General features: G+C 41.1%; 15 protein-coding genes. 10 read left to right on the plus strand and 5 right to left on the minus strand.

From position 1 onward, the window contains the following. The first annotated feature begins 24 nt into the window (after positions 1–24). The 6 genes from NWQ57_RS00630 (at position 25) to NWQ57_RS00655 (ending at position 6,821) form a co-directional block, all read left to right on the plus strand. Positions 25–660 carry a tetratricopeptide repeat protein gene (locus tag NWQ57_RS00630; protein WP_306019975.1) on the plus strand — a complete coding sequence of 212 codons (636 nt, stop codon included), beginning with the start codon at positions 25–27 and terminating at the stop codon, positions 658–660. A 16-nt stretch (positions 661–676) separates the two neighbouring features. After that, complete coding sequence (gene bamB, locus NWQ57_RS00635; protein ID WP_306019998.1) at positions 677–1,900, plus strand: outer membrane protein assembly factor BamB; 1,224 nt, start codon at positions 677–679, stop codon at positions 1,898–1,900. A gap of 96 nt (positions 1,901–1,996) precedes the next feature. Beyond that, positions 1,997–3,454, plus strand: a complete 1,458-nt coding sequence (der, locus tag NWQ57_RS00640) for a ribosome biogenesis GTPase Der (RefSeq protein ID WP_306019976.1) — start codon at positions 1,997–1,999, stop codon at positions 3,452–3,454. Between the two features lie 821 nt (positions 3,455–4,275). Next, entirely contained in the window at positions 4,276–5,175 is a 900-nt protein-coding gene (locus NWQ57_RS00645) for a LysR family transcriptional regulator (protein WP_306019977.1), read from the plus strand. Positions 5,176–5,245: 70 nt separating this feature from the next. Next, positions 5,246–5,773 (plus strand): DUF1439 domain-containing protein, encoded by a 528-nt coding sequence (locus NWQ57_RS00650; RefSeq protein WP_306019979.1) that lies wholly within the window; start codon positions 5,246–5,248, stop codon positions 5,771–5,773. 64 nt (positions 5,774–5,837) lie between these two features. Then, positions 5,838–6,821 (plus strand): LLM class flavin-dependent oxidoreductase, encoded by a 984-nt coding sequence (locus NWQ57_RS00655; RefSeq protein ID WP_306019981.1) that lies wholly within the window; start codon positions 5,838–5,840, stop codon positions 6,819–6,821. 90 nt (positions 6,822–6,911) lie between these two features. On the opposite strand, the gene NWQ57_RS00660 is transcribed toward NWQ57_RS00655, so the two are convergent. Further along, positions 6,912–7,106, minus strand: a complete 195-nt coding sequence (locus NWQ57_RS00660) for a bacterioferritin-associated ferredoxin (protein ID WP_306019983.1) — start codon at positions 7,104–7,106, stop codon at positions 6,912–6,914. 242 nt (positions 7,107–7,348) lie between these two features. On the opposite strand from NWQ57_RS00660, the gene NWQ57_RS00665 reads away from it, so the two are divergent. Beyond that, entirely contained in the window at positions 7,349–7,954 is a 606-nt protein-coding gene (locus NWQ57_RS00665) for a peroxiredoxin C (protein ID WP_306019984.1), read from the plus strand. 67 nt (positions 7,955–8,021) lie between these two features. On the opposite strand, the gene rnt is transcribed toward NWQ57_RS00665, so the two are convergent. Further along, the gene (gene rnt / locus NWQ57_RS00670; protein WP_306019985.1) at positions 8,022–8,651 is read right to left on the minus strand and encodes a ribonuclease T; all 630 of its coding nucleotides are present in this window, start codon (positions 8,649–8,651) and stop codon (positions 8,022–8,024) included. A 195-nt stretch (positions 8,652–8,846) separates the two neighbouring features. Here rnt and NWQ57_RS00675 point away from each other — a divergent pair, with 195 nt between their 5' ends. Then, on the plus strand, positions 8,847–9,719 hold the full coding sequence (locus NWQ57_RS00675; protein ID WP_306019999.1) for an OmpA family protein: 873 nt from the start codon (positions 8,847–8,849) through the stop codon (positions 9,717–9,719). 31 nt (positions 9,720–9,750) lie between these two features. Here the strand turns inward: NWQ57_RS00675 and glpQ are convergent, their stop codons facing one another. The 3 genes from glpQ to NWQ57_RS00690 form a co-directional block, all read right to left on the minus strand. Further along, on the minus strand, positions 9,751–10,749 hold the full coding sequence (gene glpQ, locus NWQ57_RS00680) for a glycerophosphodiester phosphodiesterase (RefSeq protein ID WP_306019987.1): 999 nt from the start codon (positions 10,747–10,749) through the stop codon (positions 9,751–9,753). Between the two features lie 13 nt (positions 10,750–10,762). Next, positions 10,763–11,143: a lactoylglutathione lyase gene (gene gloA, locus NWQ57_RS00685; protein WP_306019989.1), complete on the minus strand. Its 381-nt coding sequence runs from the start codon at positions 11,141–11,143 to the stop codon at positions 10,763–10,765. A 197-nt stretch (positions 11,144–11,340) separates the two neighbouring features. Then, a complete protein-coding gene (locus tag NWQ57_RS00690) occupies positions 11,341–12,045 on the minus strand; it encodes a DUF445 domain-containing protein (RefSeq protein WP_306019991.1) in 705 nt (234 codons plus the stop codon). Positions 12,046–12,362: 317 nt separating this feature from the next. On the opposite strand from NWQ57_RS00690, the gene NWQ57_RS00695 reads away from it, so the two are divergent. Together NWQ57_RS00695 and NWQ57_RS00700 are read left to right on the plus strand one after the other, a co-directional pair. Continuing rightward, positions 12,363–12,809: a PA2169 family four-helix-bundle protein gene (locus tag NWQ57_RS00695; protein ID WP_306019992.1), complete on the plus strand. Its 447-nt coding sequence runs from the start codon at positions 12,363–12,365 to the stop codon at positions 12,807–12,809. 202 nt (positions 12,810–13,011) lie between these two features. Beyond that, entirely contained in the window at positions 13,012–13,926 is a 915-nt protein-coding gene (locus NWQ57_RS00700) for a hypothetical protein (protein ID WP_306019993.1), read from the plus strand. The last annotated feature ends 140 nt before the right edge of the window (positions 13,927–14,066 follow it).

Consider the following 14,066-nt stretch of genomic DNA (forward strand, 5'->3'; position numbering starts at 1 on the left):
CCCGCGTAGTAAGAGGAATTTTTGATGGAACGTTACGAAACAGAAGAACAACAAGTCGAAGCAATCAAACGTTTTTGGAAAGAGAATGGTATGGCCTTGGCAATAGGCGCCATTATCGGCTTGGGTGGCTTATACGGTTGGCGTTATTACAACGAGCAACAAATTAGCGCACAAGAAAGCGCTTCATTAGCTTACGAGGAAGCTGCTACTCAATTATCTTCTGACGAAAAAGGCTTCAGCAAAGCACAAAATTACGTCTCAGAACATGCTGACACAGGGTACGCCTATTTAATGTCTTTAGAACTGGCGCAAAAAGCCATTGAACGTAAAGATTTGGCTGAAGCGAATAAACAATTAAGTTTTGTTGCAAACAATGCAGACGTTGCGGCTATTAAGGCCATTGCTAGTATTCGTTTAGCTCGCGTACAAATTGAACAAGGTCAATTGGCTGAAGCATTAAAAAGTGCTGAGCTAGTCTCTGATGATGCGTTTTCTGGCCAAGTCAATGAAGTAAAAGGTGACGTGTATTTAGCCCAGCAATTATTTGATAAAGCGCGCGCAGCCTACAGTGCCGCTCTTGAAAAAAACAGTAATGATGGTGCATTAAAAATGAAATTAGACAATTTGGCGCAGGCTACCGCCCCAGCGGCAAACGGATAAGGTGAATACATTGAAAATGCGTATTTATTCATTGGCTGTTGTGTGTACCGTTCTGTTGTCTGGTTGCTCGACTATTTCAGATTGGTTTTCAGATGAAGAAGAAATAGCAGTTCGTCGTTTACAGCCTATTGAGCCCTTATTTACTCCCACTATATTATGGGAGGATGACCTCGGCAGTGGTGTGGGTCATTATTACTCAAGACTGGAGCCTGCCTTGGCCTACGGCAATGTTTATGCTGCCAATAGACAAGGTTTAGTGGCTGCCTATGATCAAAAGACAGGCAAAGAAGTATGGTCACGGAACTTCGCAATTTATCCTGATACTGGCTTAACTTCTGGCCTAAAAAAACTATGGTCAAATGGTTTACCAGCTAAGATTTCGGGTGGCGTTAGTATCGCCTATGAAACGGTATTTATCGGAACCGAAAACGGTGAAGTAATTGCTCTCGATGCTAAAACAGGTGAGCTAAAGTGGCAAGTGAGTGTCAAAGGTGAAGTGATTGCTGCCCCTGCTATTGATGAGGGCGTTGTGGTGCTTAATACCGGGTCCGGTATGGTGTTTGCCCTAGATGCCAGCTCAGGTGAAACGGTGTGGACCTACGAATCAGAAGTGCCACCTTTGTCACTAAGAGGTGTGTCTTCTCCTGCTGCTATTGGTGGTGGTGCAATTATCGGTACTGCTACAGGTAAATTGGTTGTCAATATTCTAAGCAGCGGACAAACTGCATGGGAACAGGTTATTACCTCGGCCAGTGGTGTTACTGAATTAGAACGCATTGTCGATATCGACAGCCAACCTTTAGTTGCTGCAGGTACGATATATGTGATTACTTATGATGGTTCTTTAGCGGCCGTTGAAATGCGCAGTGGCCGCGTTATTTGGAAACGTGACTATAAGTCATATCGCCGTCTTACCATGGCGGGCTCGACCCTATTTTTAGTTGACTCCAATAGTAATGTTTATGCACTTGATGCGAGAAACGGGGTTGAGCTGTGGAGTCAAGGTAAGCTAAAGCAGCGTTTGCTCACTTCCGCGGTTCCGGTTGGTGAGTATCTAGTTGCAGGTGATAAATATGGGTTTTTACATTGGTTCAATCAATCCGACGGCAAGATAGTATCTCGTATTGCGGTGGGTGATGATGATGAAGATGAGAGTATATATAGTGCGCCAGTAGTTGAAGGCAATGTCATCTATACTCAAACCAGAGACGGCAAATTAGTGGCAGTACAAACACCCTAAGTTTGTTGTAACAGTCGATTTTCGACTTATAATTTTAAAGTTTTTAATTGGCTTGGATCCCTATCCGAGCCTTTTTTGTCTATAGGATAGTCATTTATGTTACCCGTTGTTGCCCTAGTAGGTCGTCCAAATGTTGGAAAATCGACGCTGTTTAATCGATTAACACGTACGCGTGATGCCTTAGTTGCAGATTTTCCTGGTTTAACTCGCGACCGAAAATATGGTCAAGCAAAATACGAAAGTTTGCAGTTTATTGTGGTCGATACAGGCGGTATTAGCGGCAACGAACAAGGTATTGATATGGCCATGGCTGAACAGTCATTGTTAGCCATTGTTGAAGCAGACGTAGTGTTGTTTTTGGTCGATGCACGTGTTGGTATGACGGGCGCGGATCAAGCCATCGCCAATCATTTACGCAAGCAAGATAAACCCGTTTATGTTGTGGCGAATAAAGTAGACGGCATTGATGGTGATAGCGAAAGTGCAGATTTCTATGCGCTAGGTTTAGGTAACGTCAGTCAAATAGCAGCCGCTCATGGTCGAGGTATGTCTCAACTACTCGATTTGTCGTTAAAGCCCTTACAAGATCGCTTTCCTGACATGATCATCCCTGAGGTTGAGGAAAACCAAGAAGAGATTGATGCCGAAGAGCAATTAGCTAAATTACAAGCCCTACCTATTAAATTAGCCTTGGTAGGAAAACCCAATGTGGGTAAATCCACCCTGACCAATCGTATTTTAGGTGAAGACAGGGTCGTGGTGTACGACGAGCCAGGCACCACCCGAGACAGTATATTTATTCCGATGGAACGAGACGGACGCGAGTATGTGTTGATTGATACGGCTGGAGTCAGACGTCGTAAAAATATCTCTGAAGCCGTTGAAAAGTTTTCAATCGTTAAAACCTTACAGGCTATCGAGCAAGCAAACGTTGTATTATTGGTGGTGGATGCACAAGAAGGTTTAACTGACCAAGATCTGAGCTTGCTGGGTTTTGTGTTAAATGCGGGTCGTTCATTGGTTGTTGCTGTCAACAAATGGGATGGATTGTCTAAAGATATTAAAGAAGAAATTAAACGCGAACTTGACCGGCGATTAGGTTTTATTGACTTTGCACGTATTCATTTTATTTCAGCGCTACACGGTACAGGTGTTGGTCATTTATTTGAATCGGTGCAAGAAGCTTATGAGTCTGCCACAAAACGGATTAATACTGCGATGTTGACCCGTATTATGGATATGGCGCAAGAGGATCATCAACCACCTATGGTGCGCGGCCGTCGTGTGAAAATGAAATATGCTCATGCTGGTGGTTACAATCCCCCCTTAATTGTCGTGCATGGTAATCAAGTAAAAGACTTGCCAGACGCTTATAAACGTTACTTGATCAACTATTTCCGTAAGTCATTAAAGATCATGGGAACACCTATCAAAGTTGAATTCCGCGAAGGTGCGAACCCCTTTGAAAATAAACAAGACTTTATGACAGACTCACAGCGGCGCAAACGAAATTTATTAATGCGTATGCATAAGAAAAGTAAATCCTCTCAGTAGCGCAGTTGATTAGGTTAGTCTTTTATACCGAAAGCCCAGCATAGATGTTGGGCTTTTTGCTATGGTAATTTCGCTTAAGTTGCTTTACCTTCAGTTGAACATCGTTCTATCTCAGTTATTGTTGGCGAATTAGTTTAAAAGTGAGTAGGCCTCCTCTGTTATAAAAAATCAACTTGCTATGCTAATCGCATCTGCATCGATTTAAACGTATCGTTTGATCCTCTTAGGAACACTCAAGAGACACATTGGAGGTTTATGTGGCATCGCAGACACTGTTACTAGGTACGTTCAAGGCAGTGACCGTAAAGCTTACATGGACGGTTTAAATAGCCTGAAGCAAAGATAGAACTTTACCAAACGCGGCACTATCAATGTTTTACCGCGCTATGTCTTTGGTAAAAGCATTGCAAAATATTGTGATTCTTTCAACGCTGCTCATCTGGCTTTAGATTATGTAGCCTATGCTCTATCTAGAAAATTAGAGACGTATCAGAACGGTAGGGGCGTGGTGTATAGATAAAATCCAGCCATCCGTCTAAAGCTTTGGTTTACTCGATGCTGTGCTCGCTGGTTTTTATCACCTGTCCGCTTTGGTTTGACTGGCTAGTGTTGAAGCTATTACCCCGTTTTTGCTCTAATGTCCGCAGTCATTCTCATCGTAACCTATTCGGGGTAAGGCAAATAGGTGAGCCCTTAGCATATTATTGCTCTTATGCATTCACAGGGTAAGTAACGCTGACGATAAATTAAAAATAATGGTATATTTTTACTATTCGATGAATTTTATTCATGTTAATTAAATACAATGGATGACTTAATCAATGTTAGAGCGTAACCATTTAACCATAGTGCAGACTATTGCTGAAGTTGGCACCATGACTGCCGCAGCAAATCAATTATGTTTGACGCAATCCGCCTTGAGTCACGCTATCAAAAAGTTAGAGTCACAACTTGGCGTTGCCATTTGGGTAAAAGAGGGACGTCGTTTGCGATTAACTCAAGTAGGTCAAACTATCTTAAATTTAGCTGATCGGGTTCTACCGCAAATAGCACACAGTGAGCAATTGATTGCTAAAATGGCGGAAGGAAGCCAAGGCAGTTTGCGCATCGGAATGGAATGCCATCCATGTTATCAATGGTTATTGAATATTGTAGGTCCCTTTTTAACTCGTTATCCAAAGGTTGACTTAGATGTACGCCAACGTTTTCAATTCGGGGGAGTTGGCGCTTTACTGGGGTTTGATATTGATGTGCTTGTTACTCCAGACCCTTTATATATAAGCGGATTAGAGTATTTACCCGTTTTTGGCTATGAACACGTATTAGTGGTTGCAGGTTCACATCGTTTGGCAGAAAAAGTCTATATTGAACCCCATGACCTTAGCTCTGAAAATGTGATCACTTATCCCGTTGAACCATCACGTTTAGATATTTTTAGTCAATTTTGCAGTCCAGCTGGTGTTGCAGTTAAAAAACATACTCAAATAGAGACCACTGAAATTCTCTTACAAATGGTGGCCTGTGAACGCGGAGTGGCGGCGTTGCCACGTTGGTTGGTCGAAGATAACCAGCAAAAATTAAACATTGTGCCAATCAGATTGGGCGAAGAAGGGATATTTAAAACGATTAATTTGGGTTTTAGAATGAACGAAGCGCGTCCTACCTATCTCAATCATTTTATCGATTTAGCACGTGAAACGATGCCTAACACCACACGTTGACATACATCCAACCTGCGTTTTTAAGGCTTATTTATTGAAGAGCTACACGCATAAAGAGGGATAAAATTTTATGATGAAGTGGTTTTTTATATTGAGTTGTTATTTTTACTCCTTGTCGGCCCATGCACTTTCATACACGGTGACGATTTCACAAGATGAATTGCAATCGAGGGTCGAAGCGTTGATGCCCATTGAAAAAACAAAAATGTTTGTCACAGTGCTGTTGTCAAACCCTAGAGTTGAATTGTCAGAGCACACAGATCAAATAGAACTTTTTTGCCATATTACTATTTCAGCACCTGGTGGATTAGGCGGTCAAGGATCAGTTAATTTAATTGGCTCGTTACGCTATGAGAGCGAGCAAGGCGCATTTTTCTTGATTGAGCCACAAATACGTTCGATTGAATCAAAAGATGTGGCAGAAAAACATTTAGCTAAAGTCCAACAAATAGCGCAAATAGCCTTAGAGCAATATTTATCCGCCAAGCCTATTTATCGCTTTAAAGATAATAAGATGAAAGATAAATTGGCTAAAGCTGTGTTGCAGTCAGTAACTGTTGAAAATAAACAGTTGTTGATAGAACTAGGCATGTTTTAAGGCTTTAATTAGGGAGTACTCGCCCCAATATTGCTAATAAAACCAAGAGACAAAAGCCCTCTATATGATTAACTTTTCATTACTGGATCTTGCGCCAGTCAATCAACATGGTTCGATCGCACAGGCACTAGAGAACAGCAAAAAAATGGCCATCGCCGCAGAAAACCATGGTTATCACCGAGTGTGGTTGGCCGAACACCATGGTATGCATGGAATAGCGAGCTCTGCTACCTCATTAGTGATTAGTCATATTGCAGCGGCCACTACACGTATTAGGGTGGGTTCCGGTGGTATTATGTTGCCAAACCACGCACCGCTAGTCATTGCCGAGCAGTTTGGCACCCTTGAGGCGCTTTACCCACAACGTATAGACTTGGGATTAGGGCGAGCGCCAGGCAGTGATATGGCGACTGCGAGAGCATTGCGGCGTGACCTCAATTCATCAGTGGATGATTATCCGCAGAGTATTCAAGAGTTGCAGGCTTTTTTAGGGCCTCAGCAGAGACCTCCGGCTATTAATGCCATACCTGGTCAGGACAGTAATATACCAATTTGGTTGCTCGGTTCTAGCCTATACAGTGCAAAATTAGCCGCAGCTATGGGCTTGTCTTATTCATTTGCGTCACATTTTGCTCCAGAGCAACTGCATGAGGCTTTGAGTCTTTACCGCCATCATTTTAAAGCATCAAAGCAAAATCAAGGTCCATATGCTTCTGCGGGATTAATGGCGGTGGTTGCTGATAGCGACGAACAAGCACACTATTTATTTACCTCGGTTCAGCAACAATTTGTAAACTTACGCCGAGGAGCAAACCACCAATATCCCCCACCAGTGGATTCCATAGTAGGACTGTGTTCTGAGCCGGAACGACATATGATAAATCACACTTTGCAGTATGCCTTAGTGGGTAGTCCAGCGACGGTAAAAGCAAAGTTGTTGCGATTTTTAGCTACAACAGATGTAGATGAAATTATTGTATCAATGCCTATCTATGATATCGAGGCTAGACTGAAAAGCGTCGAGCTGTTTGCCAACTGTGTAGCGTAAAGACTCAGCTTGATTATTTCGTTTTAGCGGGGTGGGGGGCAATAGCGGATGGATAGGGAATCATCGGTGGCTAAGGAAGGCGTTTTTTCCTTAGCACACCTCTTTGAATAGAGATTCGTCGATAATAGTGTTGTCTATAATACTTTGCGCCATTTCAACACAACGACCGCACTGACTACCAACACCCAGGTGCAGTTTTAACTGGCGCATATTACCAATGCCATTTTCACGAACGGCTTGTTTAATTGCTTTGTCGGTAATGCCATGACACAAACAAACGTACATAGTTGTTCCTCTAATCTTTATGTAAATAATAATAATTGTCATTTACATAAAGATCAAGTGTTATATTGCTGAATTAATAAGCAAAATAACGTCGGTGTAAAACTAAAAGTAGTTTAGTTAAATTAGTTGTTAGTAAATAATTGATTTTTATATAAACGTACCAACATCATGGATTAGTAAAGTGCTGCTAGTAAAAACAGCGATACTAACAAGAATTAGTTAACCCAAAAAAGGAGAATAAAATGAGTGTATTAGTAAGCCGCCCTGCACCAGATTTTACTGCCGCAGCCGTACTAGGCAGTGGTGAAATTGTTGAAAACTTCACTTTAAGTGAAGCTATTAAAGGTAAGAAAGCTGTTATTTTCTTTTACCCTTTAGATTTTACTTTTGTATGCCCTTCTGAATTGATTGCTTTTGATAAGCGTTACGACGAATTCAAAAAACGAGGTGTAGAAGTCATTGGTGTATCAATTGACTCTCAATTCAGCCACAACGCATGGCGTAACACTGCTATCAACGATGGCGGTATTGGTCCAGTTAAATACACCTTAGTAGCCGATGTTAAACACGAAATTTGTCAGGCCTATGATGTTGAACATCCTGATGCGGGCATCGCTTTCCGCGGTTCTTTCTTAGTAGATGATAAAGGTGTTGTACGTCATCAAGTAGTGAATGACTTACCTCTTGGCCGTAATATTGATGAAATGTTGCGTATGGTTGACGCGCTTAATTTCCACGAAGAACACGGTGAAGTTTGTCCTGCGGGCTGGACTGAAGGTAAAAAAGGTATGGTTGACAGTCCTGCTGGTGTAGCCAGTTATTTGTCAGAAAACGCTGATAGTCTTTAATGAGTAATTGAATAAACCGCTGAATTTTTCAGCGGTTTTTTTTGGCTAGATTTTGACGAAGCAGGCTTTAAAGATCGAGGGCGAGACCGCCTAAAGATTTCCATTTGTTGACAATAAAACAAAATAACTCTGCTGTTTTTTGCGTATCGTATAAGGCTGAATGGGCCTCTTTTTGATCAAAGGCAATACCTGCAGCCATACAGGCTTTTACTAATACGGTTTGGCCTAAAGCGAGTCCGGCTAGGGTAGTCGTATCAAAAGAAACAAAGGGATGAAAAGGCGTACGTTTTATGTGACTTCGTTCGATTGCGGCATTCACAAAACTTTGATCGAAGGCGGCATTGTGGGCAACGATGATTGAGCGCTGACAGTCTGCATCTTTTTGCTCTTTGCGCACATTTTTACATAACTCTTTCATGGCCTCTGATTCATTAATAGCGCCCCGTAAAGCGCAATAAGGGTCGATACCGTTAAATTCGAGGGCCGCTTTTTCTAAATTAGCGCCTTCAAAAGGTTCTACGTGGTGGTGAAATGTTTTATCAGGATGTAAAAAGCCTTTTTCGTCCATTTTTAAAGTAACTGCCGCAATTTCTAACAAGGCATCGGTTTTTGCATTAAACCCAGCAGTCTCTACATCGACCACCACTGGAAAATATCCCCGAAAACGATTTTTTATTAAACAGTGTGACTCAGACATGTAAACCTATTGCAGTATGAAGTGGCGCGATTATGTCAATTAACAGGCGAGGGTGCTAGTGTAAAAGCCTTTTACAAGTGATAAATACTCAGCCAAACTAAGTAGTTCAAGGCACTTGTTGCGTAATTATAGTTAAATAAAAAGTGTCTTTGGCCGATAAAAGAGCAATGTAGTGAGGATGTTAACCACATGAAAATGAATACTCATAAAAGTATACTTTGGCTTTGTATTGCGCTGTTGCCGTTAAATTCGTGGGCTGCTTTGCGCCAATATTCTGCAAAGGTTGAGACCTCAAGTTGGCAGCTTAAAAATCCTAATCGACTTCAGTGTTCGTTAAGCCATGAGCTACCAGGATATGGGAAAGCGATTTTCACTAGTATGGCTTCCAAGCAACTAAATATGGAATTTGAGTTAGACATGTTGCAGTTGCCAAAAAACTATGGTGTCGCCGCTGTTTACTCGGTTCCACCAAAGTGGATGCCTGGTCAAGCCTCAAAGACGATCGCCGACATGACGATACGTAAACAGTATAATGGCGATTTGCCTGAACAAGCTGCATGGACAATGTTATCCGAGTTGGAAAAGGGCTACTGGCCCACTATTTATTATCAAGATTGGTATAACCAATATGATCAGGTCGCCGTGGGACTTAATGCCAGTAATTTTACTGTGGCATACCACGAGTTTGCTCAGTGTGTGGCTAATTTATTACCCTACGGTTTTGACGATATCGCCTATACCGTTCTTAATTTTAATTTTGGTTCAACTGAATTAACAAAGTATTCAAAGCAGCGTTTAAGTATGATCGCCGAATATTTAAAAGAAGATCAAGATTTAGAGTTAGTGTTGGTAGATGGTTATACTGACAGTTACGGCGCGCCAGGGGTGAATCAAAAAGTTTCGGTTGAACGGGCAGTAGAAGTTAAAACCTTCTTTAGTGAACTGGGCGTAGCTTCTGAGCGTATTGATGTCACTGGGCATGGTGAACGCAGACATATTTCACCCAATACCAATGAATCGACTAGAGCCTTGAACAGACGCGTAGTGGTGCGTATGTCAAAGCCCTAAATTAGTAACAGCGAGCAACGTAAAAAATCCTTTAACTGGGATTTTTTGCTTTCTGCTTGGCAAGAAAATTTACGACAGTGTCGGTGAAATCAGTAAATAGGCCATCGACTTTGACTTGCTGAAACAATATTGACAAAATTTGCTCACTTGATACACCTTCAGGTAGGGCATCTTGTCTAAATGTGTAAGGATGTACCTGTAAACCCACATTATGAGCATTTTGAACCAAACCAGTGGGCTTACCTACTTTAAGGTCAAACACTTGAGGTAACCAAGGGCCAATCCCTTGAGCGTATTTTGCTATTTCTGCTAACATTTTTGGGGTTTGCAGGGCAGTATAATCTGTGTCTGCTTCACCCCAACTATTGTCGCCAATCAATTGGATTAATTTAACGTTGGCCCCAAGTTCTAAACGAAGACGTTTAAGTTCTGCAAAGTCAAAACACTGCACAAAAATGGCTTTGTTGGGGTCATCTAAACTATGTTCACGCAATATAGTCAGTACAATTTTGCTAATATCTACTCCTTGTTGTTGATGCCATGCTGGAGATTTAATCTCAGGGTAGTAGCCGACTTGGCGATTAAACTGTCGATTTAATTGGGCGATGAGTTCTAGCTCTTCAGCAAAGGTCGCTATTTTAAAAGATGCCTTACCTTGGTAGCGATGAGGAAAGACTTGCTTGCCATTTAGTTCGCTTCTTTCATGTATGTCTAAGGTTTTAAGTTCAGCAAGAGTAAAGTCGAGGGCATAATAACGGCCGTCATCTCGATGACGGCTCGGATATTTATTTGCAACGTCACTTACCGTATCTAAATGAATATCGTGCAATACCACAGGCACTAAATCTTTACTTAAAACGAGATCTTGCTCGATGAAGTCAGCACCCTGTGCATAGGCTAGGGTGACAGCTTCCAGTGTATGCTCAGGCAAATAGCCTGATGCGCCGCGGTGAGCAATAACTAAGGGCTCGGCAAAACTTGTTGATATAATCCCCGATGCTAAAAGAAAACTTAAAAGTTGCAGCTTCATAGAATATCCTTTTTTAATCTGCAATGAGTTCAATAGCATAGCCATCAGGATCGCGCACAAAGGCGATAACTGTATCGCCACCAAGCACTGGCCCCGGTTTTCTGTAGACCTCAGCACCTTTGGCTTCTAGTTTGGCACAGATGCCATAAATATCGTCTACTCCAATAGCAATATGACCATAGGCATTACCCAAATCATAAGACTCAGTGCCCCAATTGTAGGTAAGCTCTAAGACAGTATTAGCATCTTCTTCTCCATAGCCAATAAAGGCCAGAGTGTATTTGTATTCGGTGTTATCACTTTGACGAAGCAATTTCATGCCTAACAACTCGGTATAAAAAGTAATTGAGCGCTCGAGGTTTCCGACGCGCAGCATTGTGTGAAGTAAACGCATAACATTCCTATAGTGTTAACTTGAAAAGTATCTAAGCATCGCATTTTTTGTATCTTTTTGCGATGTTAGGTAGGATTAAACGCATATTTGTACAGCAAAATTGTGACAAATACGCGTTAATACGAAAGAAAGAAGTGCGCTTAAAGTTGGCTTTACTCTAAGACACTGTGCGTGGTGAGATACTACGAGTCAGTCTGTTAAAAAGGTGCCAATACTGTTAGCAACCCAATTAAGCCACCGAATACTCCGCCCCATACCACTAGCCAGCCTAAGTGCTGTTTGATCATCTTTTGCACTATTTCTTTAACAATTTGCGGAGTGAGTTCGTTGAGGCGTTGCTCAACGATATTGCTTATCTTAACTTGTAGTTCATCTTGCACATCTGCTTGTTTGAGTTCATCCCTTACCAAAGCCATAAAAGCCGGATCGTCGGCAATCTCTTGTAGCGAGTGCAACATTTTATCCATAAAAGGCTGTTTTAGTGGTTCAAGGGCTTGCACGCCACCAAACATACCTAACATTTGGCCAAAAGACGACGCTTGGATAACCGCCACCAATGAATCAAAAGTTGGAGCCAAATCGACTTTTTGCAAAATGGGCTTAAAGTTAAGATTTGCGGAATGACCGCTATCAGCCATAAAGCGTTGGATGTTTTCAGCAGTAAAAAACTGCTCCATGATTAGATTACGGATACCGTTTTTAAAATCCTCGAAGTGCTGGGGTATAACCCCTGAACCATATAGCCCCGGTACTTTTTCAAACAGCATATGGATAGCTAACCAATTAGTTATTGCCCCTGACAGCGCAAATAAACCCATCGTTTTAATCACGTCATTATTAAAACCCAACCCTATTAGCGTCATCAGTAGCGCTAAACCATTTGTAAGAATATTTTTATTCAAGATGTTGTCCTTTTACTGACCTAAAACCTAGGCGACTTATAACAGTAAAAATCTACCTGTCAACGACTTAAGATAAATATTCACTGTGTGAAAAACTTACAATGATACTGAAAAAAGCGCAGTAATTCACCCAAGAAAAAGTGAGCTTAGATGGCAGACTAGCAAGTGAATAAAATGCTGTATTGCTTGGTTTTTAAGGGATTGACTCTGCAGCTCAACTTTTGGTTTGTCTTTTGCAATCTTCGTTATTGACAAACTCGGTACCTGTTTTGTTGTCATAACAATACAACTATTTTTAATAGAAAAAGGAGATGAATATGCAAGCTGAAATCAAACAAGTTGAGAAAGTAACGGATATTATTAAAGTCTTAAACGGCGGCATTAGTTTTTACGAAGAAGCATTGGAAAAAGTCGACTCTCAAAGTCTTAAAACAATGTTTGGCCGCCTGATATTGCAAAAGCGTCATGCTGTAGCGATGTTGCAACCCTTCGCAATTGAAGAGCAGGGGGAAGTTGAAAAAGATACGGCCATCACCATCGATATAAGAAAGCTTTACACTAAACTACTTGGGGCGATGTCATCTGACACTGATCACACCTATGTTGAGCAGTTAGAAGAAGTAGAAGATAAAACATTGGAAGTCATTAGAGATGCCCTTGAACACGAGCAGCCTCTTGCAGTGAAACAGCTACTGCTTGGTGTGTTAAAAGATGCAAAAATGTCACACGATGAGATGAAAACATTACAAGAACTGACGTCTTAACTCCCTAAAAAAAGCCGCTGAAGTTGGTATTTGAGCGGCTTTTTTTCACATGAAAGGCTCACGACATATAAATGGATTACTACGCTAAAAAAGGCGAACGCTTTTCTAAAGTGGATATCGACAGAGAGCTTTAATATGTTCCATTCAATGTTTCTATCAGTAATAATATACTGCCTTATCGGCACTGTTTAATTTGCACATTATGGCCAAACGACCACTTCTTATCTTATTTTCGATATCCTTTTTCGTGATTGCCACTTTTGTTATTAACTCTATTTATACCTTGTACAGTAAAAAGCAAATATCAGTGGATCCTAAACTCCGTGAAATATCAGGTATTGAATTTGATAAGCACCAGCGCCTGTGGGCAATTAATGATGGCGGAGATGAGCCAAAACTGTATCGATTAAATAAGAATGGCAGAGTTGAAAAAGAGATATTGATTACCAATGCTAAAAATATAGATTGGGAAGATATGACGCAAAATAAATCAGGGCATTTCTTCTTAGGTGACTTTGGCAACAACGATAATCAACGTAGATGGTTGACCATCTACAAAATAGAAAATCCAATTTACATCAAAGCAAACACAACCGAAGCTGAAATTATTAAATTTACCTACCCAGAACTCGGCACCGATCCCTTAAAACCGAATCAATATAACTTTGACTTAGAGGCCTTTGTGGCTTTTGGTAGGCACCTCTATTTATTTACTAAAAACCGCACAGAGCCATTCGATGGCATTACTAATTTATATAAAGTAGGGGATCACGCTGCCAATTTTGATGCCGAACTTATTGGTTCCTTTAAAACGTGTACCACCATGGAAAAATTATGCTGGATAACATCAGCTGCATTAAGTCCAGATAACAGCAAGTTAGTTTTATTAGATTCTACTAGCATTTGGCTCTTCGAAAATTTTAAAGGGGATCAGTTCTTCTCTGGGGATGTATCTCGAATCGACCTCGGTATTGTCACTCAAAAAGAAGCGGTGACGTTTTATGATAACAATAACATTGTATTCACTGATGAAGAGTTTAACGGCATTGGCGGAAACACTTATGCTATTAATATTGAGCAAGCAGAAAAAATTCTGATAAAAAAAGCAAAGCATTAAGATAGGCAGCTAACTTAAAGCATATTTCTCAGCCGTATTCTTATCGTTAGGCAATCGCACAAACACACCATCTAAACAAATTAAAGTGCCAAGCGATTAAAATTGTTACTTAGCTTTTTAACCTTCTTAATTAAAATTCA

The sequence above is a fragment of the Paraglaciecola sp. genome, from assembly GCF_030730205.1.
Lineage (GTDB): Bacteria > Pseudomonadota > Gammaproteobacteria > Enterobacterales > Alteromonadaceae > Paraglaciecola.

Bases quoted from the DNA above. Each gene is read 5' to 3' on its own strand.
- NWQ57_RS00660 (WP_306019983.1), bottom strand. From the start codon at position 7,106: ATGTACGTTTGTTTGTGTCATGGCATTACCGACAAAGCAATTAAACAA.
- NWQ57_RS00695 (WP_306019992.1), top strand. From the start codon at position 12,363: ATGCAAGCTGAAATCAAACAAGTTGAGAAAGTAACGGATATTATTAAA.
- NWQ57_RS00645 (WP_306019977.1), top strand. From the start codon at position 4,276: ATGTTAGAGCGTAACCATTTAACCATAGTGCAGACTATTGCTGAAGTT.
- NWQ57_RS00700 (WP_306019993.1), top strand. From the start codon at position 13,012: ATGGCCAAACGACCACTTCTTATCTTATTTTCGATATCCTTTTTCGTG.
- bamB (WP_306019998.1), top strand. From the start codon at position 677: ATGCGTATTTATTCATTGGCTGTTGTGTGTACCGTTCTGTTGTCTGGT.
- NWQ57_RS00665 (WP_306019984.1), top strand. From the start codon at position 7,349: ATGAGTGTATTAGTAAGCCGCCCTGCACCAGATTTTACTGCCGCAGCC.
- NWQ57_RS00630 (WP_306019975.1), top strand. From the start codon at position 25: ATGGAACGTTACGAAACAGAAGAACAACAAGTCGAAGCAATCAAACGT.
- NWQ57_RS00675 (WP_306019999.1), top strand. From the start codon at position 8,847: ATGAATACTCATAAAAGTATACTTTGGCTTTGTATTGCGCTGTTGCCG.
- rnt (WP_306019985.1), bottom strand. From the start codon at position 8,651: ATGTCTGAGTCACACTGTTTAATAAAAAATCGTTTTCGGGGATATTTT.
- glpQ (WP_306019987.1), bottom strand. From the start codon at position 10,749: ATGAAGCTGCAACTTTTAAGTTTTCTTTTAGCATCGGGGATTATATCA.
- der (WP_306019976.1), top strand. From the start codon at position 1,997: ATGTTACCCGTTGTTGCCCTAGTAGGTCGTCCAAATGTTGGAAAATCG.
- NWQ57_RS00655 (WP_306019981.1), top strand. From the start codon at position 5,838: ATGATTAACTTTTCATTACTGGATCTTGCGCCAGTCAATCAACATGGT.
- gloA (WP_306019989.1), bottom strand. From the start codon at position 11,143: ATGCGTTTACTTCACACAATGCTGCGCGTCGGAAACCTCGAGCGCTCA.
- NWQ57_RS00650 (WP_306019979.1), top strand. From the start codon at position 5,246: ATGATGAAGTGGTTTTTTATATTGAGTTGTTATTTTTACTCCTTGTCG.